The organism is Bacillus marasmi, from assembly GCF_902168435.1.
Classification (GTDB): Bacteria; Bacillota; Bacilli; order Bacillales; family Cytobacillaceae; genus Bacillus_BU; species Bacillus_BU marasmi.
The window spans coordinates 120,127-146,478 of record NZ_LR656166.1 but is presented as its reverse complement, the minus strand read 5'-3'; the positions used below and the strand labels follow the sequence as shown (position 1 = coordinate 146,478).

General features: G+C 37.1%; 25 protein-coding genes and 1 other annotated feature. Of the genes, 6 read left to right on the top strand and 19 right to left on the bottom strand.

Features of this window, described 5'->3' with window-relative positions; translation table 11 throughout:
• Positions 1 to 13 precede the first annotated feature (13 nt).
• Positions 14 to 889 carry a GNAT family N-acetyltransferase gene (locus FXW34_RS04940; protein ID WP_147532856.1) on the top strand — a complete coding sequence of 292 codons (876 nt, stop codon included), beginning with the start codon at positions 14 to 16 and terminating at the stop codon, positions 887 to 889.
• Between the two features lie 13 nt (positions 890 to 902).
• Here the strand turns inward: FXW34_RS04940 and FXW34_RS04935 are convergent, their stop codons facing one another.
• The 12 genes from FXW34_RS04935 to FXW34_RS04880 form a co-directional block, all read right to left on the bottom strand.
• Positions 903 to 1,187, bottom strand: a complete 285-nt coding sequence (locus FXW34_RS04935; RefSeq protein ID WP_147532855.1) for a DUF2325 domain-containing protein — start codon at positions 1,185 to 1,187, stop codon at positions 903 to 905.
• Positions 1,188 to 1,277: 90 nt separating this feature from the next.
• Complete coding sequence (locus FXW34_RS04930; RefSeq protein WP_147532854.1) at positions 1,278 to 1,640, bottom strand: hypothetical protein; 363 nt, start codon at positions 1,638 to 1,640, stop codon at positions 1,278 to 1,280.
• Between the two features lie 19 nt (positions 1,641 to 1,659).
• Positions 1,660 to 1,872 carry a Fur-regulated basic protein FbpA gene (locus tag FXW34_RS04925; RefSeq protein WP_147532853.1) on the bottom strand — a complete coding sequence of 71 codons (213 nt, stop codon included), beginning with the start codon at positions 1,870 to 1,872 and terminating at the stop codon, positions 1,660 to 1,662.
• Between the two features lie 159 nt (positions 1,873 to 2,031).
• On the bottom strand, positions 2,032 to 3,351 hold the full coding sequence (locus FXW34_RS04920) for a homocysteine synthase (RefSeq protein WP_147532852.1): 1,320 nt from the start codon (positions 3,349 to 3,351) through the stop codon (positions 2,032 to 2,034).
• A 73-nt stretch (positions 3,352 to 3,424) separates the two neighbouring features.
• The gene (locus FXW34_RS04915; RefSeq protein ID WP_147532851.1) at positions 3,425 to 3,595 is read right to left on the bottom strand and encodes a YezD family protein; all 171 of its coding nucleotides are present in this window, start codon (positions 3,593 to 3,595) and stop codon (positions 3,425 to 3,427) included.
• Positions 3,579 to 4,028: an RrF2 family transcriptional regulator gene (locus FXW34_RS04910; RefSeq protein WP_147532850.1), complete on the bottom strand. Its 450-nt coding sequence runs from the start codon at positions 4,026 to 4,028 to the stop codon at positions 3,579 to 3,581. The genes FXW34_RS04915 and FXW34_RS04910 overlap by 17 nt, the downstream gene beginning before the upstream one ends.
• 82 nt (positions 4,029 to 4,110) lie before the next feature.
• Positions 4,111 to 5,025 carry a sulfite exporter TauE/SafE family protein gene (locus FXW34_RS04905; protein ID WP_147532849.1) on the bottom strand — a complete coding sequence of 305 codons (915 nt, stop codon included), beginning with the start codon at positions 5,023 to 5,025 and terminating at the stop codon, positions 4,111 to 4,113.
• Positions 5,026 to 5,277: 252 nt separating this feature from the next.
• A complete protein-coding gene (locus FXW34_RS04900; protein ID WP_187118834.1) occupies positions 5,278 to 7,776 on the bottom strand; it encodes a sensor domain-containing protein in 2,499 nt (832 codons plus the stop codon).
• Positions 7,777 to 7,987: 211 nt separating this feature from the next.
• A complete protein-coding gene (locus tag FXW34_RS04895; protein ID WP_147532847.1) occupies positions 7,988 to 8,779 on the bottom strand; it encodes a hypothetical protein in 792 nt (263 codons plus the stop codon).
• Entirely contained in the window at positions 8,779 to 9,654 is an 876-nt protein-coding gene (locus FXW34_RS04890; RefSeq protein ID WP_147532846.1) for an ATP-binding cassette domain-containing protein, read from the bottom strand. Before FXW34_RS04890 ends, FXW34_RS04895 begins: the two co-directional genes overlap by 1 nt.
• Positions 9,651 to 10,028: a GntR family transcriptional regulator gene (locus tag FXW34_RS04885; protein WP_147532845.1), complete on the bottom strand. Its 378-nt coding sequence runs from the start codon at positions 10,026 to 10,028 to the stop codon at positions 9,651 to 9,653. The genes FXW34_RS04890 and FXW34_RS04885 overlap by 4 nt, the downstream gene beginning before the upstream one ends.
• A 419-nt stretch (positions 10,029 to 10,447) precedes the next feature.
• Positions 10,448 to 11,146 (bottom strand): DUF3889 domain-containing protein, encoded by a 699-nt coding sequence (locus FXW34_RS04880; protein ID WP_147532844.1) that lies wholly within the window; start codon positions 11,144 to 11,146, stop codon positions 10,448 to 10,450.
• A 147-nt stretch (positions 11,147 to 11,293) separates the two neighbouring features.
• Between FXW34_RS04880 and FXW34_RS04875 the strand changes: the two genes are divergently transcribed.
• Positions 11,294 to 12,148, top strand: a complete 855-nt coding sequence (locus FXW34_RS04875; RefSeq protein WP_147532843.1) for a manganese catalase family protein — start codon at positions 11,294 to 11,296, stop codon at positions 12,146 to 12,148.
• Positions 12,149 to 12,419: 271 nt separating this feature from the next.
• Here FXW34_RS04875 and FXW34_RS04870 read toward each other — a convergent pair whose 3' ends face one another.
• Positions 12,420 to 12,761, bottom strand: a complete 342-nt coding sequence (locus FXW34_RS04870; protein WP_147532842.1) for a zinc ribbon domain-containing protein YjdM — start codon at positions 12,759 to 12,761, stop codon at positions 12,420 to 12,422.
• A 462-nt stretch (positions 12,762 to 13,223) separates the two neighbouring features.
• Here FXW34_RS04870 and FXW34_RS04865 point away from each other — a divergent pair, with 462 nt between their 5' ends.
• Positions 13,224 to 14,945, top strand: coding sequence for a DUF2207 domain-containing protein (locus tag FXW34_RS04865; RefSeq protein ID WP_147532841.1), 1,722 nt, complete (start codon positions 13,224 to 13,226; stop codon positions 14,943 to 14,945).
• 512 nt (positions 14,946 to 15,457) lie between these two features.
• Here the strand turns inward: FXW34_RS04865 and FXW34_RS04860 are convergent.
• Both FXW34_RS04860 and FXW34_RS04855 read right to left on the bottom strand, forming a co-directional pair.
• On the bottom strand, positions 15,458 to 16,162 hold the full coding sequence (locus tag FXW34_RS04860) for a hypothetical protein (RefSeq protein WP_147532840.1): 705 nt from the start codon (positions 16,160 to 16,162) through the stop codon (positions 15,458 to 15,460).
• A gap of 4 nt (positions 16,163 to 16,166) precedes the next feature.
• On the bottom strand, positions 16,167 to 16,982 hold the full coding sequence (locus FXW34_RS04855; RefSeq protein WP_147532839.1) for an ATP-binding cassette domain-containing protein: 816 nt from the start codon (positions 16,980 to 16,982) through the stop codon (positions 16,167 to 16,169).
• Between the two features lie 99 nt (positions 16,983 to 17,081).
• Between FXW34_RS04855 and FXW34_RS04850 the strand changes: the two genes are divergently transcribed.
• Positions 17,082 to 18,755 (top strand): ribonuclease J, encoded by a 1,674-nt coding sequence (locus tag FXW34_RS04850; RefSeq protein ID WP_187118833.1) that lies wholly within the window; start codon positions 17,082 to 17,084, stop codon positions 18,753 to 18,755.
• 69 nt (positions 18,756 to 18,824) lie between these two features.
• On the opposite strand, the gene FXW34_RS04845 is transcribed toward FXW34_RS04850, so the two are convergent.
• Together FXW34_RS04845 and FXW34_RS04840 are read right to left on the bottom strand one after the other, a co-directional pair.
• Positions 18,825 to 20,369, bottom strand: a complete 1,545-nt coding sequence (locus FXW34_RS04845) for a histidine kinase N-terminal 7TM domain-containing diguanylate cyclase (RefSeq protein ID WP_147532838.1) — start codon at positions 20,367 to 20,369, stop codon at positions 18,825 to 18,827.
• Positions 20,370 to 20,556: 187 nt separating this feature from the next.
• The gene (locus FXW34_RS04840; protein WP_147532837.1) at positions 20,557 to 21,198 is read right to left on the bottom strand and encodes an FMN-dependent NADH-azoreductase; all 642 of its coding nucleotides are present in this window, start codon (positions 21,196 to 21,198) and stop codon (positions 20,557 to 20,559) included.
• Positions 21,199 to 21,491: 293 nt separating this feature from the next.
• On the opposite strand from FXW34_RS04840, the gene acsA reads away from it, so the two are divergent.
• Positions 21,492 to 23,213, top strand: a complete 1,722-nt coding sequence (gene acsA / locus FXW34_RS04835; protein ID WP_147532836.1) for an acetate--CoA ligase — start codon at positions 21,492 to 21,494, stop codon at positions 23,211 to 23,213.
• A 77-nt stretch (positions 23,214 to 23,290) separates the two neighbouring features.
• Here the strand turns inward: acsA and FXW34_RS04830 are convergent, their stop codons facing one another.
• Complete coding sequence (locus FXW34_RS04830; protein WP_147532835.1) at positions 23,291 to 24,631, bottom strand: sodium-dependent transporter; 1,341 nt, start codon at positions 24,629 to 24,631, stop codon at positions 23,291 to 23,293.
• 116 nt (positions 24,632 to 24,747) lie between these two features.
• Positions 24,748 to 24,969 (bottom strand) — a binding site (T-box leader).
• 76 nt (positions 24,970 to 25,045) lie between these two features.
• Positions 25,046 to 25,600 carry an NADPH-dependent FMN reductase gene (locus FXW34_RS04825; RefSeq protein ID WP_147532834.1) on the bottom strand — a complete coding sequence of 185 codons (555 nt, stop codon included), beginning with the start codon at positions 25,598 to 25,600 and terminating at the stop codon, positions 25,046 to 25,048.
• A 214-nt stretch (positions 25,601 to 25,814) separates the two neighbouring features.
• Between FXW34_RS04825 and FXW34_RS04820 the strand changes: the two genes are divergently transcribed.
• The gene (locus tag FXW34_RS04820) at positions 25,815 to 26,327 is read left to right on the top strand and encodes a DUF3231 family protein (RefSeq protein ID WP_147532833.1); all 513 of its coding nucleotides are present in this window, start codon (positions 25,815 to 25,817) and stop codon (positions 26,325 to 26,327) included.
• Positions 26,328 to 26,352: the final 25 nt, after the last annotated feature.

The window sequence follows — 26,352 nt, the reverse complement described above, 5'->3', positions numbered from 1 at the left end:
TGGAGGTGCCGGATTGTCTATCAAATCCTACAACAAATTAACTAAAGAAATAGAGAATCAAATACGTGATATTGAATCCAAATGTAAAAGCTTTGACCAATTAAAAGGGAACATTACCCTTGATTCTTCAATTAATTATGCACCTGAAATGCACAATATTTTCTTATACTTTGAAAATAGCAAATTAGTGAGCCTCTTAACCATCTTCATGCCTACAGCAGAGGAAGCTGAAATATCAGCTTATACCTTGCCCGAGTTTAGAAGAAAAGGATATTTCAGCAAATTACTTCATCATGCAACCACCGAACTTGCTAAATTCAAGCTAAAGGCTCTGTTGTTTGTATGTGAAGCACAATCAAAGTCTGGGCTTGAATTGGTGAAAAAGCTTGGAGCTGAGCTTGATTTTACAGAGTATTTACTGAGGTATGCAAGTGAGACCTCAATGAATACTACCCATAATCAAACCCGTCAAATCTCTGTGCAAAAAGCTTCATTATCTGATCTTGAAGCCTTGATTAGACTAAGCCAAGACATTTTCGAAGATGAATATGAGGATGCCAAAAGCATGATTGTTAAAGGTCTTGACTCAAAGCAAAGGACTCAATACATCGCAAGCCTTCATGGTAAGCCAGTTGGACTTGGTGGAGTTTTCCTCGAAGACAGTGAAGCCTGCCTATATGGTTTAGGAATATTACCGGAATTTCAAGGTAAAGGCCTTGGTAAGGAATTATTGTCAGTTTTAATACATGAGCTTCAGCAACAAGGTATTAAAAACATTATGTTAGAGGTGGAAGGCAATAATCAAACAGCCTTTCGTTTGTATCGAAATAACGGTTTCGATATTGAAGCTGCTTTTGGTTATTATCGCAAATCACTGGGGACTGAGTAATTTTCAGTCCCCCCTATGCTGATAGATTTTGAATTTCTCCGTATATAGAACTCCAAGAGCGTTTTGAAAAACGAATCGGAATTCCCTTTTCTTGCGCCTTCCGTTTTATCGCAGTGGATAGGTTGTGATTAATAAAGTCTGTTAACACGAGAATTAAGTTGACATGACTAGGTATATCCTTTCGAACCATCTGTGTTTTTCTACCATTGATATGAATGACTTCCTTGAAACCTTCGCTTTCAAGCTTTTGTGTAATTTTCCCTAGATGATCGCCTCCAATAATTAACAGTGACTTCATAAAAAAACTCCTCCTTTATACATTTGAAATCGTACCATATTCTATACTATTCCGACCTTATTAGTTGTATTAATATTCAAAAAAATATCTTTATGAGCGTTTTATTAATGGTATGACTTTACCAGATCCACTCAGCTGATTCACAAACTCATTTAATCTACTCGTTAATCCCCCTGGACCGAATCGGATCAATTTGTGACGTTCCTTTTCTTGACTATCCTGCCCAATACTATCTAAAAATGCCAGTAAATTTATTCTCCGACTATATATAGATATCATGCCAAAATCAAACAACCATTGATCAATCGTATTATACACACCACGGTTGATACCATAGATTTGATTGCACCAGTTAAAAAACTGCAAATCGGGCAAGTTCAAATACTTGCTTGAATGGAAATCAACTGACTGTATTTTAGTTTTCTTTGTAAAATGATTGTTTTTTGTTCCCATCATGCCACCTCCATTTTCCTTACTGATTAGACTTTTGACTAGTAAATTGAATGGATCCGTATTCACCATGCGGATGAACGTTAGAATTAAATTGCCGATATTCCTGTTCCAATTCTGTTAGTGTTAGTTCAAACAGATGTTTATCTTCCTTTTTAAAAACATTAAAGGCAATTAGCTTATCTATCAATTTTTTTCGTCTATTTTCCAAAGCATTCTGAAAGATTTTACCCATGATCATCTCTCCTAAAATAGATATTGATTATTGTTTATTTACTTTGTGCGGAAACAAAAATGACCCTCTATTTAAGATTCGTACATCTTAAAACAGAGGGCCTCTAGTGTTCTAGTCAGCACTATTTTAAAAGCTTAGAATGCTAAAAATCAATACAAACTACTGATTTATTTCCACATCTTCTTTTGCTTGTTGACTTGCTTTTAAAGCGAAATCTAAATCCTCTAGAATATCGTCAATTGCTTCTGTTCCAATCGATAAACGGATTAATTCTGGTGTAACTCCAGTTGATTTTTGCTCAGTTTCTGATAGCTGTTGGTGAGTTGTACTAGCTGGATGAATGATAAGTGATTTTGAATCTCCAATATTCGCCAAATGTGAGAATAATTGAATCGAATCAATTACCTTCTTAGCTGCCTCTTTCCCTCCCTTTACGCCAAAGGTTAAAATTGCGCCCTGGCCTTTCGGCAAATATTTTTGTGCTTTAGTGTAAGAAGGATGACTTGGTAAACCTGGATAGCTTACCCATTCTACCGCTTCATGCTGCTCTAAAAATTGAGCAGTTTTTAATGCATTTTCACTATGACGCTCGAGACGTAAATGTAGAGTCTCTAACCCTTGAAGTAATAAGAATGAATTAAAGGGTGATAATGTTGCACCTAGGTCGCGAAGTAGTTGAACACGCGCCTTAATGATATATGCTGCTTCACCGACAGCTTCTGTATAAACTACACCGTGATAAGTTGGATCTGGCTCAGTTAAGCCTGGAAATTTTCCGCTTTTAGCCCAGTCAAATTTCCCACTGTCAACAATTACGCCACCGATAGTTGTTCCATGACCGCCAATAAATTTAGTCGCAGAATGGACCACAATATCTGCACCAAATTCAATCGGGCGTAATAAATATGGGCTTGGCACAGTGTTGTCAATAATAAGCGGGATACCATTCTCATGAGCAATTTCTGCTACGGCTTGGATATCCAGAACATCACCTTTAGGGTTTCCAACAGATTCTGCATAGATTGCTTTTGTCTTAGGAGTAATCGCCTTGCGGAAATTTTCTGGGTTCTCTGGATCTACGAAATGCACCTTAATCCCAAATTTCGCAAATGTAGCAGAAAATAAATTGTAGGTACCACCATATAAACTACTTGATGAAACAATTTCATCACCAGAGGAAGCAATATTGATAATGGCAAATGTAGTTGCTGCTTGGCCAGACGAAACAGCAAGTGCTCCAATTCCGCCTTCTAATTGGGCAACCCTTTGTTCAAATACATCAGAAGTAGGGTTCATAATTCGGCTGTAGATATTTCCAGCTTCACTTAAGTTAAATAGATTCGCCGCATGATCGCTGTCATTGAACACAAACGATGAGGTTTGATAAATTGGTACTGCCCGAGAATTCGTAGCTGAATCTGGTTTTTGACCACCGTGAATAGCAATGGTTTCTAAGCTTTGTTTTCTTTCATTTGTCATGTTAATTCCCCCAATTTTTTATTTTATAGTTAATTAATAGGATTAGTATGATTTAAGAATAAAATTAATCTAGTTACTTGTTTGCTGCCTTTTTTAAGGAAAATCGATATTTTTCCCCTTTTTCAATTTGAGTTACCTGAGAGTCATGAACCGTAATTTGGATCGTACCATATTCAATATTTTCTAAAAAACTTACAATTTTATCGATAACTTCTTGGTCGATTTTTTTATTTTTTGAAGACAACAAAATCCTCTCCTTTCAATAATCTAACCCGGTTTTCGAGCAGGTCTTCAAGCGTTGTCTGCTCAAGTACAAAAGCAATTGTGTCTCTAACTAGTGACCAAAGTGGCTTTAATAAGCATCCTTCCTCCAGCTCACAAGGCTCATACTTTGTTATTGAAGCACACCCCATTGGTGATAATGGTCCTTCAATGTTACGAACAACTTCGCCAATAATAATCTCACTGGGCTCCTTTAGAAGGAGATATCCACCACTTATTCCACGTTTACTCGTAACAAGCTTTTGCTTTTTTAACTGAAGTAATATTTTTTCAAGGTAATTTACGGTCACCAAGGTTTTTTTTGAGATTTCTTCAATCTTCATTACACTACCTCGATGCTGACCCAACACGATTAAAGCTCTAAGCGCATACTCTCCACGACTTGATATCTTCATGATTTACCTCTCTCTCTAAAGTCGACTAATTCAGTCGACTTTTAACCGTAAGCAATTGTTCATTTTTTAGTAGTTTTTTACATTAATCTGCAACATTTCCCGTATTTTTGTGGACGATAGTTTTTAACAAGGTGAACTTCTTTCCTGAGATTTTAATAAACGTAAACACGATAGCGATAAACCAACTGATTAAAAGAAATGAGTATAAATAAGGGTATACAGAACTATTTTCAATCCAAGTTATTAATAGCGTTCTTGAGTTTACAAAGATAATAAAACCTCCAACTAGTACTCCCATAAGCTGCGGATGGACTTTTTGGACAAACCAGGCTGCGATTGGTGCGGCTATAACACCACCAATAACTAAGGCAATTACCCAAAACCAATTCACGTCAGACCAGCCAAGTGAAATAAAGAAACCAACTGAAGCTGACACGGCGATGGCAAATTCACTTGTATCAACCGTACCCACCACTTTACGAGCATCCATTCCATTTTTGCTTAATAAGACTGGTGTAGCAATCGGTCCCCAACCACCACCACCAGTGGCATCCATAAAACCTGCAATAAATCCAAGTGGAATTGCTTGTTTCTTCGTTAATGGTGACTGGCCATTGTTGACCGCTGGTTTGTAATTAAATAAAAAGCGAAATAAAACGTAAACACCTAATAATAATAGAAAAATCGATACATATGGTTTTGCTATCTCACCTGGAATATTACTCAAAAATGTAGCACCTAAAAATGCACCAACAGAACCGGGTATGATTAACTTATAAACTATTTTTTTATCAACATTTCCAAACTTTATATGAGAAACTCCTGAAGCAGCTGTCGTAACAACCTCTGATAAATGGACAGAAGCGCTTGCGACGGCAGGGGCAATACTAAATGCCAGCAACAATGACGAAGATGTAACACCATAAGCCATGCCAAGTGCCCCATCAATCAATTGTGCCAAAAAGCCAATAAATGCAAATACGATTAACTTTTTCATATTAATCCTCCATCATAAACAATCTTTTTTATCATCGCGGAACTCCTTCGGTTGTCCGATCAGCTTTCCAATTTAATTGTTTTAATTTTTTAATTAATTCAAATTTTAATACCAATAATTCCTACCTGTCAACTATATTTTATAGGTTTTTTTATCTAATTTGTTTTTTGGTACTGTTAGATTATTACTTTTCCGCAGAAAAACTTTTATGAAATAACAAAAAACTGAAGAAACCAATTCTCATTCTCGGAATTAGGTTTCTTCAGTTTCATTTTTAGATAGTAATAACCTAATAAACTGATTAGGTGGCACAGGCTTACTAAATAAATATCCTTGCAGATAATGGCAAAATAAAGCTTGAAGAACTTCCCATTGGGTTTTCGTTTCTACACCTTCTGCTACGATTTTCAAGTTAAAACCTTTTGCTAATAAAATGATTGATTGCACAATTATTGAATCCTCTTTATCTTCAAGAAAGTTGTTTATAAATGATCGGTCAATTTTTATGATATCAACAGGGAATCTTTTCAAATATCCAATCGAGGAATAACCTGTTCCAAAGTCATCTATCGCAAACTTAATTCCCATTTCTCTTAATTGCTGAATAGTAGGATAAGCACATTCCTCATTGTTCATTAATGATTCTTCGGTAATTTCAATTTCAATTAATTTTGGAGAGATATTATACACGTTGAGGTTATCGATTATTGTTTGTGCTAAATTTACTCTCATCAATGTTTTTGCAGAAAGATTGATTGAAATAGGAACTAGTGGATAGTTTTTTTCCTTCCACGCTTTTAGCTGCTTACAAACATTTTTCATCACCCATATACTAATATCATTAATTAGTCCAGTTTGCTCCGCTTGTGGGATAAACTCATTTGGTGATACTAACCCACGAGCAGGATGATTCCAGCGTATTAACGCCTCTGCACCAACAATATCCCCTGATAAGGTATCGACCCTTGGTTGATAATGTAGCACAAACTCGTCGTTTTGAATCGCTTTTCGTAATTCGTTTTCCAAAGTAAATGTATTTTTTGAACTGTCTATACCTTTTGTAAACAACTGAACATTATTTTTTCCTAATTCCTTTGCTTTATATAAAGCAACATCTGAATTCATAAGTAATTTTTTTATCGTGTCTCCATCGTCCGGAAATATACTAATCCCTACGCTAGTTGATATATGAATATCATAGCCATGTACGTTAAAAGGTTTTTCGATTTCTCTAATAATTTCTATTCCAAATGCATTTGGGTCTTTTACTCCAATATTACTTTGTAGAATGGTGAATTCATCTCCACCCATCCTGAACACATTTTCATGGCCAGCAAACATCTTCAATCGTTCGGAAACCTTAATGAGCAGTTGATCCCCTATTTCATGGCCTAACGTGTCATTTACAAACTTAAAACGGTCTAAATCCAAATATAACAGTGCAAATCGTTCATTAGTTACGTTGTAGGTATCAATCAATTTCTCAAGACTTTTTTCAAACATTCTTCGATTTGGTAATCCGGTGAGATAGTCGTGGTAAGCAAGAAATTGTATTTTTTCCTCATTACTTTTTCTCATAGTAATATCTTGGATAATCCCATCTAGCCTAATTAATTTCCCTTTAGAATTTGAAATGGGGAACGTCTTGTCTTCGATCCATCTTACTGATCCATCTGCATGAATGATTCGATATTGATGAAGAATCATATTACCTTCTGACAACCTGCGCTGATTTTCAAGATAATTTAGTAGGTCATCAGGATGTATTAGATTTTGCCAGTTTTTTATTCCTGATAAGAGTTTGGATATTGGATATCCTGTAATGATTTCAACGGCAGGAGATACATAAACTACCTCGTTTCGTAGCAAGTCCATTGACCATATTCCAACATCCAGATTTTTTGCTATCATTTCAAATTTTTGTTCGCTTTCAATTAAACGGTTTTCAGTCTTAATGCGCTCTGAAATATCAAACAGGACACCAATGATACGTGTGACCTTGTCCATTTTGTCTTTTTTTGCTTCTGCTCTAACATATACGGTTAAGATTGATTGCTCTGGCGTAACAATCCGATATTTGATATCCATTTCAGTTCCGTATTTTTTCGAAAGTTCAAATTGATTATCTACTCTTTTTCGGTCTTCAGGATGAACCATTTCCAGAAGATTTCCATACCTTGGAAAAATTCCTTCAATATGCTCTATACCTACTATTTTGTACAAAGCTTCTGAGCAATAGATTAGGTCGGTTTCGACATCATAATCCCAGCTCCCAATGTTGGCTACCTCCTGCGCTAAATTTAAGCTATTTGTAATTCTCAATAACTCTGCTTCCTTTTGGTATAGCTCCATCAAATCCCTTGCGAAACCAAAGACACCGACTATTTCACCATTAATGGTTAACGGAATGTCAGTCAGATTTAAGTAAACCGTTTGTTTATTTTTATGGATAACTTCACAGAAAAAATTACTTGTCTCTCCTAATAAGGCTTGTTGAAAATAATGATTTGCTATGTCTTTATACTCATCTTTAATTAACTGAAGAAAGTGCCCTGTTATTTCATGTGGTTTATAACCGATTATGTCTTCTGCTTTTTCATTTACGAAGATAAAGTTTCCCGTTTTATCTAATGTAAAAATGGTATCAGGATAATGCTGGTAAATTAGCGAACAAATATCAGCCTGAATAGCATCGTGTGAGATTGATTGTTTATCTCTTGAAGTCTGACTGGTTTTTGAATTTTCTTCCACCAGTAAATCCTCCTTAACCACAAATGTATTTGAATTTCTTACTTAATAGATGGAAATTGGCAAATCTTGCCGATACAACACATAGTATTAATGTTTGCTCATTTTCTACTTTCATCCCCTTTCATGAGGATTTTTTATCCAAAAAAAGACACCACCCAATGGATGATGCCTTGGTAAATCACTTTTCTATTAAAAAATGCACTTAACTAATCTATAGCTTAATAACAACTCTACGTGTTACCCTACGAATCATCCATAGTACAAGACTTATTATTGCCACCGACCCTAGGATGGAGACGATTGTCGGAAAATCAAACGAACCCACACCAAGCAAACTAGCTAAAGGTTCCCCAAGTTCACTGCCCCAAATCAAATCCCAGATTATCATCAGGAGGATGGACATACCGATAAAGCCAAATCCAGCTATCCAGCCATAACGGTAATAGCCTGCAGCAATGAAGCCACCCATCACATATGAAGAAATTAAATTTAAACTGGTTAAGATTAGTGACAAGAACCAATTATCTTCTAATCCTACGAAAGGTGATACAACTATCATTTTAACTATCTTTGCTATTAGGATGTCATCTTCATCTTTCGAAAAAACATCTGCACCTGAATTATCAATATTAATCGGCAAATTAGCCATTTTTATCACTGCAGTTTCTATACCTGATAGCACCAAAGAGTATAAAACGATGGATACAGAAAGTCCAATTCCTACGAAAATCGAACCAATGAAATAATCTTTCCTCGTCACTCCGTTTTTTACAAAAAAGGGCAAAAATGCATAAAGCCCAATAATTCCGATTATGAACATATATATATTTGACGATACAAATGAAGAAACAAAAAAGCCTTCGTGGTTTCCACCCATTTTAATCGAAACGATTGCCTTTACAATATGGATAATCGTAATAATCCCTAGAAACCATATCGTCCATCCAGCTTGGATAGCCCCCATATCAAACGCAACTTTTGGATATACCGCCTTCTTACTCATTACGCATCATCCTCCTTTGTTAAGTGAATAAATAAATCTTGAAGAGTGAGCGTACCAACCTCTAGCCCTTGAAGTTCCGCATTCAATCTTTGTTGGTTACTGATTTCCCCATAGACCATAACCGCCTTTGTATTCCCCAATCGTTGTTCACTCAACTTCTCCATTCCAGCCACAAAAGCATCCACAGCATCTAGTGAACCTGTAATCGATGCCCCCTTCGATACAACAGAATCGTAATCTTCGTGAAGGACTAGTTTACCTTTGTCAATCATAATCACTTCATCAAACAGATATTCCATTTCTGATACAAGGTGGGTGGACATGATAATCGTCCTTGGATGATTGCCTTGATCCTCTAATAACTCCTGGTAAAATATTTCCCTTGTCGGCGCATCCATCCCAATATAGGCCTCATCAAAAATGGTAATCGGTGATCGACTTGCTAGGCCGATTGTAACGTCTAATGCAGACTTCATTCCTTTTGATAGTTCAGCCACCGGTTTATCAAGAGGCAGTTTAAAACGTTGAATCAAGTGATGCGCATACTCTGCATCATAATTTGGGCGATATCGCTCACTAACCTCAAGCATACCCTTTACTTTTTCTGTTTCTTCTTTGTAATCTTTTTCATATATAAATGAAACAATTTGCATGATATCAGGATTTTCAAATGGGGTTTTACCTGCGATTTTGATTGACCCTGAAGTCGGTTCTCTAAAGGAAGCAAGTAATGACAATAGCGAAGTCTTACCAGCCCCATTTCGGCCAATCAAGCCGTAAATTTTTCCACCATCTAATTTAAAAGAGATATTCTTTAATGCTTCAAAGTGTTTATATGTTAAGGACAGATTATTAAGTTCGATATCGTTTCTCATTGATTGTCACTCCCTTGTACCTTTTTAATTAGTTCAATCATTTCATCTAGCGAGATACCTAATTTATTAGCTTCCCTTACTAAACTAACTATATAGTCTTCTACAAAAGCCGCTTTTCTTTTTTGGATCAATTTTTCCTTCGCTCCTTCTGCAACGAACATTCCAATTCCCCGCTTTTTATAGAGAATTCCTTCATCGACTAACTGATTAACACCTTTCGAGACGGTAACATGATTGATTTTATAAAAATTAACAAGTTGATTGGTGGAAGGTGCTTGTTCGCCCTCCTTTAGTTGATTGTTCACGATCTGGTCTTCAATTTTTTCTCGAACTTGCAAAAAAATTGGCTTATTATCATCAAAAAGCTTACTCATTCATTTCACCTCCGCTTGTACGCTTTCGAATATCAGTTTTTCAGTTATATGGTTCAACGGTTATATACTTATGTATATAACCATATCAGTGTTTAGTTATTTGGTCAAGTGAATCAAAAAAATAAGCGGAATTTTTCCTGTTAAATGCAGTTTGGAGCTCGTTTCGAGGGAAATAACGGGAGATTTTCCGCTTATACAAGCGAAAATTCCACATATTTGCAATTTTCGAGTCAATAAGAGGAATTTCTCCGCTTAAAAAAACCATTTCCATTGAAAATTTTTCAATAAGCGGAATTTCTCCGTCTATTTATCAGACTGAATGCTTAACCAAAAATCTCCCGACTGAAATAAACAATAAAAAAGACGTATGCCAATACATACGTCTTTTCCTGTGTCGCTTATAGGTTACTTTTATGAAATTAAACCTCCACCAAGTCAAATGATACGACCCGGTCAGTAGTTGGATTATAAATTACGTTCCCACGGACTTTTAGTCTTTCACGAGGAGATTGTAAGGTAAATTCGAAGGTTTCTTTTGTTTGTTGCGGTGAAAGCTGTTGTTTTCCTACAGAACGATAATCGATTATGTTATAGCCTGGATAAGCAGTCTGAGTTACCTCTAATAGGTATTTCCCCCATTTTTCCTGTTCAAGTTCTGGTGATGGAATAATTTCAATATTGATTACACCTAGACTTGGGTTTGCACCGAGTGCTTCAAAGGCTCGGCGATGAAGATTAATTCTGTTGGCAGGATATCCAGCAACTCTGTCGACAACTGTGACGATTATTTCTCTTCCTCCTGGTATGGAAAGATTCCTAATTTTTAACGATTGACCGCAACGATACGGAGTATTCACACCAACGGCTGCTGTCATGAACCGGTTTCTTGACCATGGAATCCCGCATTTCGTCACCGCTCCCCCTTCTGTCCAAGTCGCCTGACCTCTTATTGGTTTTTGCCGATACCAGTCATCATAATCATCCTCAGAATACCAATCATCATTATATTCCACACTATATCCATATATTGGAGCTTGAGCACCCCAATATGGTAGGGCTTGAACCGGATAGTTTAAGTATTGATGTGCATATGGTCCGTATGAATAATATGGATACATACTTTTCCCTCCTGTCTTCGCTAAACCTGCTTATAACATATGCTGTTAAATGGTCGACTCGTGACTGTCGAGCAATTACCGTTCGAATAAGATTATTTTGTTGACCGCATAATACATGTGTTATTTCATTTTTTAGGAGGAATTCATTTGTATTTTTACCGAGAAGATTTAATTAATATGATTGTTCCAGATAAACCGGATCCAGGAGCTGCTAAGGTGCTCCAAGAAACCTTGGGTGGTCGATTTGGTGAAATGCGGACGATGATGCAATTTTTCTTTCAAAGTTCAAACTTCCGCGGCAATCAAAAGCAATTTCGTGATTTAATTAGAGGGATTTTTCTAGAAGAAATTAGTCATGTTGAGTTAGTGCAAACAACTATTAACTCTTTGTTAAATGGATCTGGTGAAGAAGTCGTTGGCTCACAAGGAAATAATGGTGCCCCATTGGAAATCGCAACACAGGGAGCAAACCCGCATCACTACATAATGGGAGCACAAAGCTCTCTTCCAGTTGATGCTTCTGGTCTTCCTTGGCAGGGAAATTATGTATATAGTCATGGAAATTTAATTAGTGATTTATTAGATAATGTCGTTTTAGAGTCAACAGGCGTTTTACAAAAAACAAGGATTTACGAGATGAGTTCCAATAAAACCTTCCGTGAAACATTAGCCTTTTTAATCGTTCGTGATAACGCACATCAAAACGCATTTGCTAAAGCTTTGGAACAGCTAGGCGTTAACTGGGGCAAGCTTTTCCCTGTACCAAATTACGATATCAATAAATATCCTGAATGCCGAAAATACGTTGAAATGGGCTTTAATAATGCCCAGTTTAACTTTAGATTAGATGAAACGTTGATGGGTCAAATCTTCCAAGGCGAATCACCGAGCCGTGCTGATGGTGAATTAAAAGTGGTTCCGCCTCCGCAAGGTCATCCAGTTCCGGTTCTTCCCGATATGCCTAATGAGCACAGTCCAGGGATCCAAGACTTAAACGCATAATGAACAAAAGCGGAAGCACCTTGCTCAGGGGCGACAGGCACGGTCCGCCCTGCAGGAAATCCTGATTTCCGGAAGGGATTGTAGGAAAAGTGAAAGTGGCTCGTTCAGGAGCGATGGGCGTAAGACGAATCACGCAAGAGATGATAATCTTTGGAGGGATTTGGCTTAGACCATCGCTCCTAGCCTCTTTCACTAGACAAGCTTGTGACCCCGAGCGCCTAGACTAACAAAAGCGCACCTCTTCGCGAGGGCGCTTTTGTATAAATTTTTCCTATATCTTTTTCACAAATTCAGATTTTAAGCTCATCGCACCAAAACCGTCGATTTTACAATCAATGTTATGGTCACCATCAACTAAACGAATGTTTTTCACTTTCGTTCCTTGCTTTAACGGAGTAGAACTTCCCTTCACCTTAAGGTCTTTTATGACAGTAACTGTATCGCCATCTTGAAGGACGTTTCCGTTTGCATCTTTAATCACTTTTACATCGTCATTGCCTTCAGCCGCTTCTGCTGGATTCCACTCATGAGCGCATTCCGGGCAGACTAATAGACTTCCATCCTCGTATGTATATTCTGAATTACATTTTGGACAATTTGGTAAATTTGACATCTTCACATTTCCCCCCATTTCATTCCTGTCTATTCTAATATATTCAACCAATTTTTCCAATTCTTTTCTTGTCCAATGCTGATGAGATATGGGTATTTTACCGAAAATGAAACAATACTATTGTTAGTGTTTACTTCAAAAACACTAAACTTCAATGTGGAGGGATCTGCTTGAATATTCTATTTGTCTTATTCCATGACTTAAGACATTTAGGTTTTAGACTGATGTATTTATTCAAACTAAAAACCTATTGGTTAAAACGGCTCTTACGCGTGCCAACTTTGACTCAAATGTCGAATATTCAATAAGTAAATCATATCGCATTGTAGTACGAACAGGTGAGCATATATATGCTCGCCTGTTTTAATTTCCCAATTATAGTATCATAAAAATATACATATTGTTTATGATGAAACCTTTTGCCATGTATATCGTAAAAATTTATAAAGGTAGGTGCAGAAGATGAAACGGAGCTGGCAAAATTCTATTATTCTTTGTTTAGGCTTAATCTTTGTCTTTTTTCTTTTTCCAAGCAAAGGACTAGCAGTTGAATTTTCAATCACTAACGCGAAAATGGATGCATTCTTAAGAGACGATGGCAATGTTCATGTAAAGGAAATCTTTACGTATCACTTTGATGGTGAATTTAACGGAATTACTAGAGAAATCATCCCTAAGCAAGGCACAACGATTTCTACGCTTAAAGCTACTGAGAATGGAAAATCGTTACGGGTTGAAAAAGACGAGGATTTATTCAAAATCCATCGGAAAGGTGAAGATGAGACCATTACGATTGAATTAATGTATACCATCACAAATGGGGTTGATGTGTACTCTGATGTTGCAGAATTTTACTGGCCCTTCTTTGATGACAGGAATGAATCAACCTACGAAAATCTCAGCATTACGGTTCATCCTCCTTCTAAAACGAGTGATGTGATAGCATTTGGTTATGATGAAGCATTTAATACTGAAGAAATCCTTGATAGTGGGTCTGTCATATTTGAACTAGGTGAAGTTCCAAGTGGTGAAAATGGTGATATCCGCGTTGCTTATGATGCTAAACTCTTCCCACATGCAGCAATAGCTGGTGATAAACTGATGAAGGATGAAATCTTAAAAGCAAAGCAGGCTCAAATCGATGAGCTAAAAGCAGATGCGGAGAAGAGAGATGATCTTGCCAAGCTTGCTGTAATCCTTGTTCCTGTATATGCACTCGGTTTATTTTTCCTAATGATTACAACTTGGATGAGAGCCCGCTTTAATCGAGCTGCGGTAAAACGAGAGCTAGAACAGACTTCACGTATTCCAAAGCAAACGATGAGTCTGCCGGCGACAATCGTTTATACGAACGGTGCATACTATCCAGCGGAAACAATGGCTGCAGCGATGATGGACCTCGTAAGAAAAGGCGCAATTGTTCAAATTGATGAAAAGACCTTTAAATTAAGTGATAATCGCAAATCATTATTAAAGCATGAGGAAATGCTCCTACAGTTTTTGTTCAATAAAATTGGCAAAAATGGTTCCTTTAGCTTTGATGATTTGTCAGCTTACACGAAATTCAAGAATAATCATCAAAAATATCAATCTAGTCAAACAAAATGGTTCCAAGCCGTAAAAGATGAATTAAAAGATCATGAACTATATGAACATAAAAAAGGCTATCGCTGGGTCGTGGCCTTATCCAGTTTGGTCTTAGCACCATTTTTATTTTTGTTTCCAGCAAATGACCTATTGGGATGGTTTGCGGCAGCACTTTTCTTATTTATCACTACCATTGTATATGCCTTAACCTATAACCCTAAAACCTGGACGGGTTTAACGATTAGCGAGGAATGGAATCATCTAAAGAAACGATTAAGAGAAACGCAATTGGAAGAATGGTCGGATCTAAGTGAAGATGATAAAATGCGAATTTACATTTATGCAATTGGCATTAAAGCGAAGAAATTTATGAACAACAGTAAGAAGATGATTGAATCCTTCGAGCTTCCAAATCGGAATTCCTATTATGATAATGATCATGTTAAAATGGCGACAATGGTCTATTTTGGCTCAACAGCATCATCCTCCTTTCATTCTGCCAATGATACAACTCTTTCAACTACTAGTGGATCAAGCAGCAGTGGCGGCGGCGGTGGTGGTACTGGTGGCGGTGGTGGCGGATCAGGTGCATTTTAATGAGAAATGCAGTCACGAATACGTAGAGTCTGGAACATGAGTATTTCAGCTAAAAAAATCGAACTATGTTGCGAAATTCTTACTTTGAATTTCCCAATAGTTCGATTTTTGTTTAAACACTCCCCTGAAATAAACTGTTGATTACATTGATGTGCAAAACTTTTTGCTATTGGGTCTGTTAACGTGTATGTTGATTTCCTTGTGTTTGAAAATAAGTGGAAGAATTCCGCTTATTTTGAGAAAGATGGTTTTTTTGCTAAGTATAAAGGGAGTTTTTCCGCTTATTTCATAAAAATCACTGGATTTTGTCTTCTTAGGAGTAGTTAAGCGGAATATCTCTGCTTATTTCAGCTCAATTAGCCCCCCTTAAATACAATAAAGGGAAATTCTCCCCTTATTTATTCTCTTACCTACATAAAAATCAACACTAAACTTTAATCACTCGATTTTAAGTTCTATCCCAGCACCTTTTTCATGATTATTGAAAGTGTAAGCATGATGTATCACGCGCATCATCTTTCTTTCTTTTTAAAAAGAAAAATAATTACTATAATAGCAACAATAATATATCCCACCACAAAAGCAATATCAAAGCTTAGGGAATCTAATAATACAATCTTGTCTTCCCCTTCCATATGATTGATCACTTTAAACACTGGTGGAAAAATCCACATCAACCATTTTAATAAAGGAAGACTTTCAAGCATTGCCGCCTGAGCCAATGAGACAACAATCACTAGTACTGCAGTAAGCCAACCATATTTTTTAATTGAAAGCTTAGTTACTGAAAACAATGTTCCTACTAAAATACCTAAAGCCTGAAATACAAGATGGCTAAAAATAGACAATGCGATAACTGCAGGAGTCAAATTTCCTTTAAAAAGATGGCCCAAAATCGGATATAGCATTCCATACAAAAGTAATGGAATCATCATAATGAGTAATGTTAGCCATTTTCCTAGCAAAAAGTTCAGCTTGCTTCCTAATTGGAAGAACAACATGTGCTTCTCACTGTCCTCCTCTATTGAGAAAATCGCCATTGCCATCCAGGTCATCGTCACGTATAAACCTATCGAAGAAACGCCATAGCTGCTTAGTATTGGTGCATTATTATAAGCATACAAAATAAACACCCATGCCAGAAAAAGAGTGGTAGGTGGGATGAATTTTAACGAACGAATAAAGCTAATCAACTGATATCGTATAAAAGCGATCATCATCCTACCTCATTTCCTTGACTTCTTGAATCGAGCAGCCTCGCTCTAGCAAAACTCGTATCGTTTGATCAGATTCATATTCAGAAGCAATAATCTCTACTAAATCATCACCTAGAAATTCTTGTTGAATGGACGGAAGATCTACTAACACTTCTTTTGAAGCGATTCGCGCCTTGATTAACATGGATCTCTCTTTTTGCTGCTTATATGTATCTGAAATGATTTGACCGCCATCGACCCTTATGATCCTCTTTGCTAGCTTGTCAATTAACAGAGAATCATGTGCGGTAAAAATAATCGTTGTTTCACTAGGTAGCTTAGACAGCTGTTGCATCAATTCTATTTGTGAATCATGATCTAAGCCTGTTAATGGTTCATCTAGCAAAAGCAGCTTAGGCTCAATCAATAAAGCTTGAATGATTCCTGCCTTTTGCTTCGTGCCCTTGGAGCATTTTTTTAATGGTGTTGTTAAAAAATTAGAAATTCCAAAATGCGTTGAAAAGTGCATGATCGTATCAAATATCTCGGATTTCGAGCATCCTGACATTTTTCCGATTAACATTAAATACTCATATAATTTGAACCGAATGGTTTCTGGAAAGTGTTCAGGTACATACGCAACCTTTAATTGGCCACGGATAATATCTCCGCTCGTTTCTTCATAAATCCCACCAATCAACTTTAACAAACTGCTTTTTCCAGAACCATTTTGTCCTGTAATCGCAATTCGTTCTCCATTTGTAATCGAAAATGTAAGATTTGTCAGAATCACCACATCATCTATCTTTTTTGCAACATTGGATGCATCGAAAATTTTCATTCAGTACCTCCTCGTCTGATAAACTACCATATTTTAACAAATAATTACTTTCCTTTTGGGAATACTATACATATTTAATTGAAATTGGGAGGACTAACAGTGACAACCATAGAAAACACCTTATCCATCATGGCTTTAGGCGGTATTAATGAAATCGGCAAAAACATGTACATCATTCAATTCGCCGATGATATATTAATCGTTGATTGTGGCGGTAAATTCCCCGATGAAAGTCTGTTGGGTATTGACTTAATTATACCTGATATGGCGTATTTAGAGGAAAATCGCGATAAAATTCGCGCCCTAATTGTAACCCATGGACATGAGGACCATATTGGTGGGGTGCCTTTCCTCATTAAAAAATTCCAAATCCCTATTTACGCAACTCGATTTACATTAGGGCTGATTGAATTAAAGCTTGAAGAGCATCGTTTGCTACGTGATACTAAATTAATTCAAATTGATTCAAACGCAAAGCTTAATCTTGGTCAGATTGACGTCTCGTTTTTTAAAGTCAGCCATAGCATCCCTGACTGTCTCGGGATTGTTTTTCATACTCCTGAAGGTAATGTGGTTCACACTGGTGATTTTAAATTTGATTTCACACCAGAGAACAATCAGTATTCTGATATTCATAAAATGGCTGAGATTGGCCAAAAAGGTGTTTTAGTATTAATTTCAGAAAGTACAAATGCCGAAAGACCCGGACTAACTCCATCAGAAAAAATGGTCGCAAACCACATGGATACCGCATTTATGAAGGCAACTGGAAAAATTTTCATCTCAACCTTTGCCTCTAATATTAATCGCGTCCAACAGGTCGTTCATGCTGCGATCAAAACAAATCGGAAGCTCGCTTTGCTAGGACGGAGTATGATTAATGTTGTTGATGTTGCAATGGAACGGGGCTATATCGATATTCCAGATGGTATGCTTATTGAAGCATCTGAAATTGAAAATTTCGCTCCTGAAAAAATCGTTGTTCTTTGTACAGGCAGTCAAGGTGAACCGAATGCTGCACTCGCGAGACTTGCAACTGGGAACTTTCGTGATGCTGTGATTTATCCAGGCGATACCGTCATCATGGCCGCCTCACCGATTCCAGGCAATGAGAAGGATGTTTCTCGCGTTATCGATAACCTATACCAACTCGGTGCTAACGTTATATATGGTTCAGGTAGTTCAACTGGAATGCATGTATCTGGTCACGGCTATCAGGAGGATTTAAAACTGATGCTAACATTGTTAAAGCCTACCTATTTCATTCCAATTCACGGTGAATACCGAATGCTCCATCACCACCGACTGTTAGCCGAGTCTGTAGGCGTTGAACGTGGGAATACTTTCATTATTAAAAATGGTGATGTCGTTGATGTCGTGAACAATAATGCAGTTCAAACAAGAAGCGTTCCTGCCGGAGATGTATACGTAGATGGATTCAGTGTCGGAGACGTCGGAGAAGTAGTCATGCGTGACCGAAAGCAGCTTTCCGAGGACGGAATGGTCGTTATCGTTTTGACTTTAAGCAAACGAGATTTCCGAATCATTCAAGGACCAGATACCATCACACGAGGATTTGTTTATGTTAAGGAATCTGAAAACTTAATTCGAGAAATAAACGATTTGGTCAAACGTTCGATCAATGAATTACTTGATGATAACGTGCGCCAATGGAATGTAATGAAGCAAAACATCAAAAAAACAATTGGACAATATTTATTTAAGCAAACAAAGCGTAAGCCTATGATTCTGCCGATTATTATTCAAATATAAGATGTAAAAACGGTTATTCTTCGACATCCTCATTCACTAGATGGAAAAAGGTTTAAATGACCCCTGTCACTAAGAACCTTTTTCCTTAGTAGATAACTTCGGTTGATTGAAAGTACAAACCCTATTTCTACCGCTATTTTTGGCTTCATATAAGGCTTTATCTGATTCATTGATTAGTTCAGTTAGGCTTCGTTTCTTCAATGACCCCTGTGTTGAAGCTACACCGATGCTCACTTTGACCTTAATTCTTTGATCATTGTATTCAATCTCCATATCTTCAACAATCTTTCTCAAATCCTCGGCAAGCTTAAACGTCTGATTGATGTCTGTGTTTGGTGCAAGTATTAAAAATTCCTCTCCCCCATATCGACCGATGATATCTGATTGACGGATATTCAATTGGCATTGACTAGCAAGGCATTTAATTACCATATCCCCAGCTAGATGACCGTACGTATCATTAATTTTCTTAAAGTAATCAATATCAAGCATTAACGCTGAGAGATGAGTTTGATACCGTTGAGCCCGATAAAACTCCTTTTCCCCCTCATTCATCAGTTTCCTGCGATTATAGACTCCACTTAATGTATCATGGGTCGCTATCTTCTTTAACTCCTCCATTGCCACAACTTGTTCGGTAATATCCTGAAATATTAAGATTTTACCAACGTATTTTTGATTGGAAAGAACTGGTGTCACCGTAAAACCAACATGTCTTGTTTTATTACAGCATTTAATATTCACTTTGAATTTTTCCTTTGTATTAACCCCTATCAATCTTCCTTCTTCAAACTCAAGCAAGCTCATACCTAGATGATTAGGAATCAACCAAGCAAACATCTTTTGAGCAGACCGATTAAAATCGATTATTCGATTGTTATTATCAACCACAATAATGCCTTCGTTCACCTCATCAAAAACAAACTCACGAGCAACTTCTTTGAGCTTTAAAAAGTCAAACTTAAATAAGGCGACCGAAAAGGCTAATGCAAACAACGCAAAGCCCAAGGTCGTAAAGTCATAAGGAATGGGCAAAACTCCTAATGCATATAAACAGTAAGCTATTCCTGGAAAAAGCGATCCAAGTACAATCAAAAACTCTGGTGTTTTTATTCCAAAGGATGACTTCCTCCATAATTTGAAAAATAATCCAATCCCATATATAAAAACACTGTATGTATAAACGATAAACAGGTAATACCAAGGCCCTTTAATAATTTGAGCCATTGTATATGAATTGTATTCACTGATGAAATAGTTCGTATAGTATAAATGATGGTAATCATTTGTTGCGGAAATGACGAGGGTTATCATCGGTATAATAAAGATCATAAATTTTGTGAGAAAGGCACTGTTCCGATTATAATAGAATTCATAAGAGGCCAATGCCCAAATGGGAGAAATAAAAATAAGACCAAAGATTTGAACCATGATTGCAAATTCCAACTTCCCAGGTGTTTGAGAAATCAATTCCAATCCATATCCGATATTAAATATTGCTATAGAAAGACATGTCAAAGAAAAATATGAAGCAGTTCTATTTTTATAGTTAATCATACAAAAGAAAAACAATAGAATAAACACGATTCCGATGAAAAAAACAAGTTGAGGCATCCGAAACACCTCCTTAATACCATTATATTATAATTTCAGAAAAATAAGAATCGATATCCTATACTACCCATGTTGCATTATAATTTCTATGGGAAATTTCAACTTTTTGTATGTAATGTTTATCATGAAAAAAAAAGCATTCATAGGTACAATTGCACTCCATGAACGCTTTCTTTTCGCTTATAATTTAGACAGGTTGTAACGCAAGCTGGTTGGCAACCTCTGTCACTCGCTTCAAACCGTTTTCGATTATTTCTTGAGCTTTATCCGGCATTGCATTATGACCCTCGATGATGACTTCATCGATTATTTCCATTCCAAAAACACCACCAAATACGTTGCGCATATAATTCACAGCCATTTCCATCGGCGCCGTATCAGGTGTTGAATAAATCCCACCACGAGCATTTAAGAATATTGCCTTTTTATCTGTCATTAAGGAAATGAGATTCCCCTCTGCGTCATATTTAAATGCAAATCCAGCAGCATATACATAGTCAATGAACGTTTGCAGCTTTGCAGGAATCGTCAAATTCCACAATGGGAAGGCAAACACAACAATATCGGCCGCTGACAATGCATCCATTGCCTTTTGTTTTGCTTTTAAGATCCTTTGTTCAATATCGGACAATTCTCCACCGCTTTGTTGTTTTCCCATGGCAGTAAATAAATCTTGACCTAAATAGGGCATATCCTCTGCAAACACATCGTAGGTCGTTACATCTAATCCTTTAGCTTTATTCAATGTCTCCATGAACGTTTCATACATTCTGCTTGATATACCTTCAGATGCTGGACGGTTGTTACCTTTTACGACAAGAATTTTCATAAAAGAATCCCTCCGATTAGGTCAATTTGGTACGTGGAACTTTGTTTATTTTATTAAATCACGTACTTTCATAAATTGCCCAAACACGTCTGATTCATGATTTTAAAATGACTTTATGTCTACGTTTTTCATTAACATTTTTGGAAGCCCTTACATTGATGGAAGAGTCTTCCCTCGACAAAAAATAAAAAATTTTTTGAAAATTTAAAAATAATTGTTGTTATAGTATACTGTTTTACATTATAATCTGTTTTATAACATAATTTATATTTTTATTTTTAGGGGGATAATTAATGGAAAGAACTTTAGGCGTAGTAGGAATCGAAACAATTGACCCAAATGCAAACTTACAAAATTATGATCAGACAGTTAAAGAGATGGACTGGAAAAATGTTGAGCAACAGTTCACTTGGTCTCAAACTGGCAAAGTTAATATGATATATGAAGCAATTGATCGTCATGTCGATGAAGGAAATGGCGATAAAAAAGCATTCATTTATAGTGATAACAGTCGTAATGAAGAATATACCTTTAAAGATTTGAGAACGCTTTCATGTAGATTTGCCAATGGTTTGCGTTCAAATGGTGTCGAAAAAGGTGATCGTGTCTTTATTTTCATGCCACGAAGCCCTGAGTTATATGTAGCAATGCTTGGAATTATCAGAATCGGTGCTATCGCTGGTCCAATGTTCGAAGCATTTATGGAGGAAGCAGTTAAAGATCGTCTTTTAGATAGCGGTGCGAAAGCTGTTGTTACAACACCTGAATTATTAAAGCGTATTCCTGTTGCTGAGTTACCGGAACTTGAGCACATCATTTTAGTAGGTGCAGAAGAAAAAACAGCTGATAATCAAATCCTCTTCCAAGATTTAATTACAAGCTCAGATGAATATGTAATCGAGTGGGTTGACCGCGAAGATGGAATGCTTTTAATTTACACTTCAGGTTCAACTGGAAAACCTAAAGGTGTTCTTCAGGTTCATGATGCAATGGTTCACCAATACTTAGCAGGAAAATATGTTTATGATTTAAAGGAAAATGATGTTTACTGGTGTACTGCTGACCCTGGCTGGGTAACTGGAACATCTGCAGGAATGTGGTCACCATGGTTAAACGGTGTTACAAACGTTCTCAGGGGTGGACGTTTTGATGCTGATGAATGGTTCCAAACTTTAGAAAAGTATGGCGTAACTGTTTGGTTTAGTGCCCCTACTGCTTTCCGTTTGCTTATGAGCGGTGGTAATGAACTGCCGAAAAAATACGATATCTCGAAGCTTCGTCATGTATTATCTGCTGGAGAACCATTAAACCCTGAAGTTATTCGTTGGGGACTTGAAACATTGAACTTACGCATACATGACAACTGGTGGATGACTGAAACAGGTTCTTCCATTTGTGCGAATTTCCGCTGCAACCCAATCCGTCCAGGGTCAATGGGTAAACCACTACCAGGTATTAACCTTAGCATCATCGATGATCACGGAAATGAACTTCCTCCAAATCATATGGGTAACCTTGCGATTAAACCAACATGGCCTGCAATGGTTCGTACTGTTTGGAATAATCCAGAGCGTTATGAGCAATATTTCCTTAATGGTTGGTTTATTTCTGGAGATTCTGCATATAAGGATGAGGATGGCTATTTCTGGTTCGAAGGTCGTGTCGATGATGTTATCAACACTTCCGGCGAACGTGTCGGACCATTTGAGGTTGAAAGCAAGCTAGTTGAACACCCTGCTGTTGCAGAAGCCGGCGTAATTGGCGTACCTGACCCAGTTCGTGGTGAAATTATTAAAGCGTTTATCACTTTACGAGAAGGTTATGTTGAAAGTGAAGAATTGCTAACTGAAATCCGTAATTTTGTTAAAACAAAACTTGCTGCACACGCTGCACCACGTTTATTCGAAATCCGTGAGTCTATTCCAAAAACTCGTTCCGGAAAAATCATGCGTCGCGTATTGAAAGCTTGGGAGCTTGGACTTCCAACTGGCGACTTATCGACAATGGAAGATTAATTGTTACAATAAAGCGCCTCATTTCTCCTATTTTTGAGAATGAGGCGCTTTTTTCATTAATATTTTTCAAAAAACGTTTATCCGCGTATGACATGGTAACTTACAATTAAGATCGCAATTGGTGCAATATAGCGAATTAAAAAATACCAAATATTAAACAGTCCTAGCGGAAAGCCACCACCTAGTGAAAGCTCAGTATACAAGGATGATTTCTTAATTTTCCTAGGTACAAAAATCGAAATCAACAACGCACCAATCGGCATTAACACATTACTAACTAAATAATCGGCTGCATCAAATATTGATTTTCCAAAAATTGAGACATCACTTAATACGCCAAAGGACAAAGCTGATGGTATTCCAAAAAGGAAAATCGCGATTCCGATAATCCAAGCCCACTTAGCACGTTTCTGCACATCCCCTTTTGCAATCACGGACACGATTATCTCCAGCATCGAGAACGCTGAAGTGAGCGCTGCAAATAAAAATAACACTAAGAATGCAACAAAGAAAACCATTCCAAGAGGCATTTGATTAAATACTACCGGCAATACATTAAACAGTAAAACTGGCCCAGCATCTGGTTTCAAACCAAAAGAAAACACTGCAGGAAAAATGGCCAAGCCTGCTAAAAGAATAATAAATAAGTTCAAACCGACAATTGACACTGCTGAACGTAACAAGCTTTCCTGCTTTGACAAATAAGAGCTGTAAGTAACCATTACAGATACACCGACACTTAAGGCAAAGAATGATTGTCCTAATGCAAACAAAATCGTTTCCGGCGTTATTTGACCAAAATCAGGCTTGAATAAAAAACTGACTCCAGCCATAGCCCCATCTAAAGTTAAGGAACGAATAATCAATGCTATAAACAGGATAAACAGGATTGGCATCATGATTTCGCTTGTTTTTTCGATACCTTTTTGGACTCCCTTGGCGACAACAAAAATGGTTATGAACATAAAAAGCCCTTGCACAATTAATACCCCAAATGGGTCTTGGATTGTGGTACCGAATAATTCACCAAATTGCTCTTGTGACAAACCATTAAGCTGTCCAGTTACTGTTTTCCAAATATAGCTAATAATCCATCCACCAATCACACTGTAAAACGAAAGTAAAATAAAACATGTTATGATTCCTAAATAACCTATCAAATGCCACTTTGTCCCTGGGGCAAGTTCTTGATATGCTTCTACGGCATTTTTCTGTGTTTTCCGTCCAACGACAAACTCAGCGATGAGAAGCGGAAGACCTAAAAATATGGTAAATAATACAAAAACAAAAAAGAATGCCCCTCCTCCACTGATACCTGCGATGTATGGGAACTTCCAGATTGCTCCCAATCCAATCGCTGAGCCTGCTGCTGCCATAATAAATCCAATCTTCGATGACCATTGTTCAGTGTTTTTCAAACTATAAGCTCCTTCCAAAATCAACCCACATTTAATCAATAATTTAGTTATCCCAAGTTGATTCCACTAAAATGTATATAGAATTGACAATAAAAAAAGTCGTCGCTACGCCTAAACGTAGGGACGACTTAATTAATCGCGGTACCACCCTAATTGAGAATTAATTCTCCACTTCATTTGTCAATATCGAGACAACCCGTCTTTCCCTACCCGAATCTTAGGTCGAAAAAGATACTCCAGGTCCGAAATTCATCTTTACATCTGTACTAGTTCACACCAGCCACTAGCTCTCTGAAACATAAATTAAAAGACTACTTATAACCCATCATCGTGTGCATATATTATATTAATAATTTTTAGAATACAGTAAAATCAGATATATGTACACAATTTTATTTTGTCAAAATAATGTTTTTATTTAAAACCTTCTCCTACAAATTCAATAAATCGTTTTACGACACCATCTAGATGCTGTAAAGTCCCTTCATCAGTTAACAGTTCTTTAGTTTCGTCAAATTTACCTGAGGCCAAATTCACCAGTACTTCATTCCCAGCTGCTGGCAAAACTTTGGCTTGTAATCCAGGACTTGCTAATACTTGCCGTAAATGAAGCTGGGCTCGAATAGTTCCTAATATCCCAACTGAAACCCCTGCAATCATTACCGGTTTATTTACGAGTACCTTATCGACACGTGATAACCAATCCATTGCGTTCTTCAGCACACCAGGTATCGACCAATTATACTCTGGGGTCACAATTATTACCCCATCAGCTTCAAATACTTTATTCTTAAATGTTTTTACGATTTCTGGTGCATCATTTTCTACATCTTGATCATAATGCGGTAAAACTCCGATATCGAGAATCTCTAAATCAAAGTTTCCACGATAACGATCCTGAATGGTTTTCGTTAACTGTAAATTATATGAGCCTCTTCTTAGACTTCCAACCAGTGCTACATACTTCATGCCTTTCCACCCTTCCTCTCAATACTCCGAGTAAACCATATTTTTTTGGTAAAAACCCCACATAATACACTTTACCACGTGAGAAATATTTCATTCAACGAAACAGTTTGATGTCTTAACTATATTGGGCATGCCAATTTTAGAAATGGACATGCTATCTTTGTGCGTTTTAAGAAAGGTGGCACAAAAAATGAATTTCATGAGGAGGATGACAATGGGAATTTTAAGCGGAAATCCAAAAGACGAACCGATGCACTATGGCGAAGTGTTTAGCCTCTGGTCATTTTTACATGTTGGTAATGGCATGAAGGCAGCTTATCAAACGATGATTAATCATGCAGGTGACATAGACCTGAAAAAGTTACTTGAAGAATCGATCCAACAATGCGAGCAGGAAAGAAAACAAGTGGAGGAATTATTAAAAGCAAATGGAATCGGGCTTCCACCTACACCACCTGAACGACCTGAAGCATGTCTTGAAGATATTCCAGTCGGTGCGCGTTTCCTTGACAATGAAATTGCCGCTAAATTATCTGGAGATATCGCCTCAGGATTGGTCGCCTGTAGCGCAATAATTGGCCAAGCAATACGTGAAGACATTGCCTTAATGTTTGGTCAGTTCCATGTTCAAAAAGCTGCAATTGGTGCGAAGGCTCTCCGGCTTAACAAAGAAAAAGGTTGGTTAATTCCACCCCCGCTTCATCACTTTAAAACAGAAAATTGCTAAATTAATTCAGCATGAGCAGCTCCTT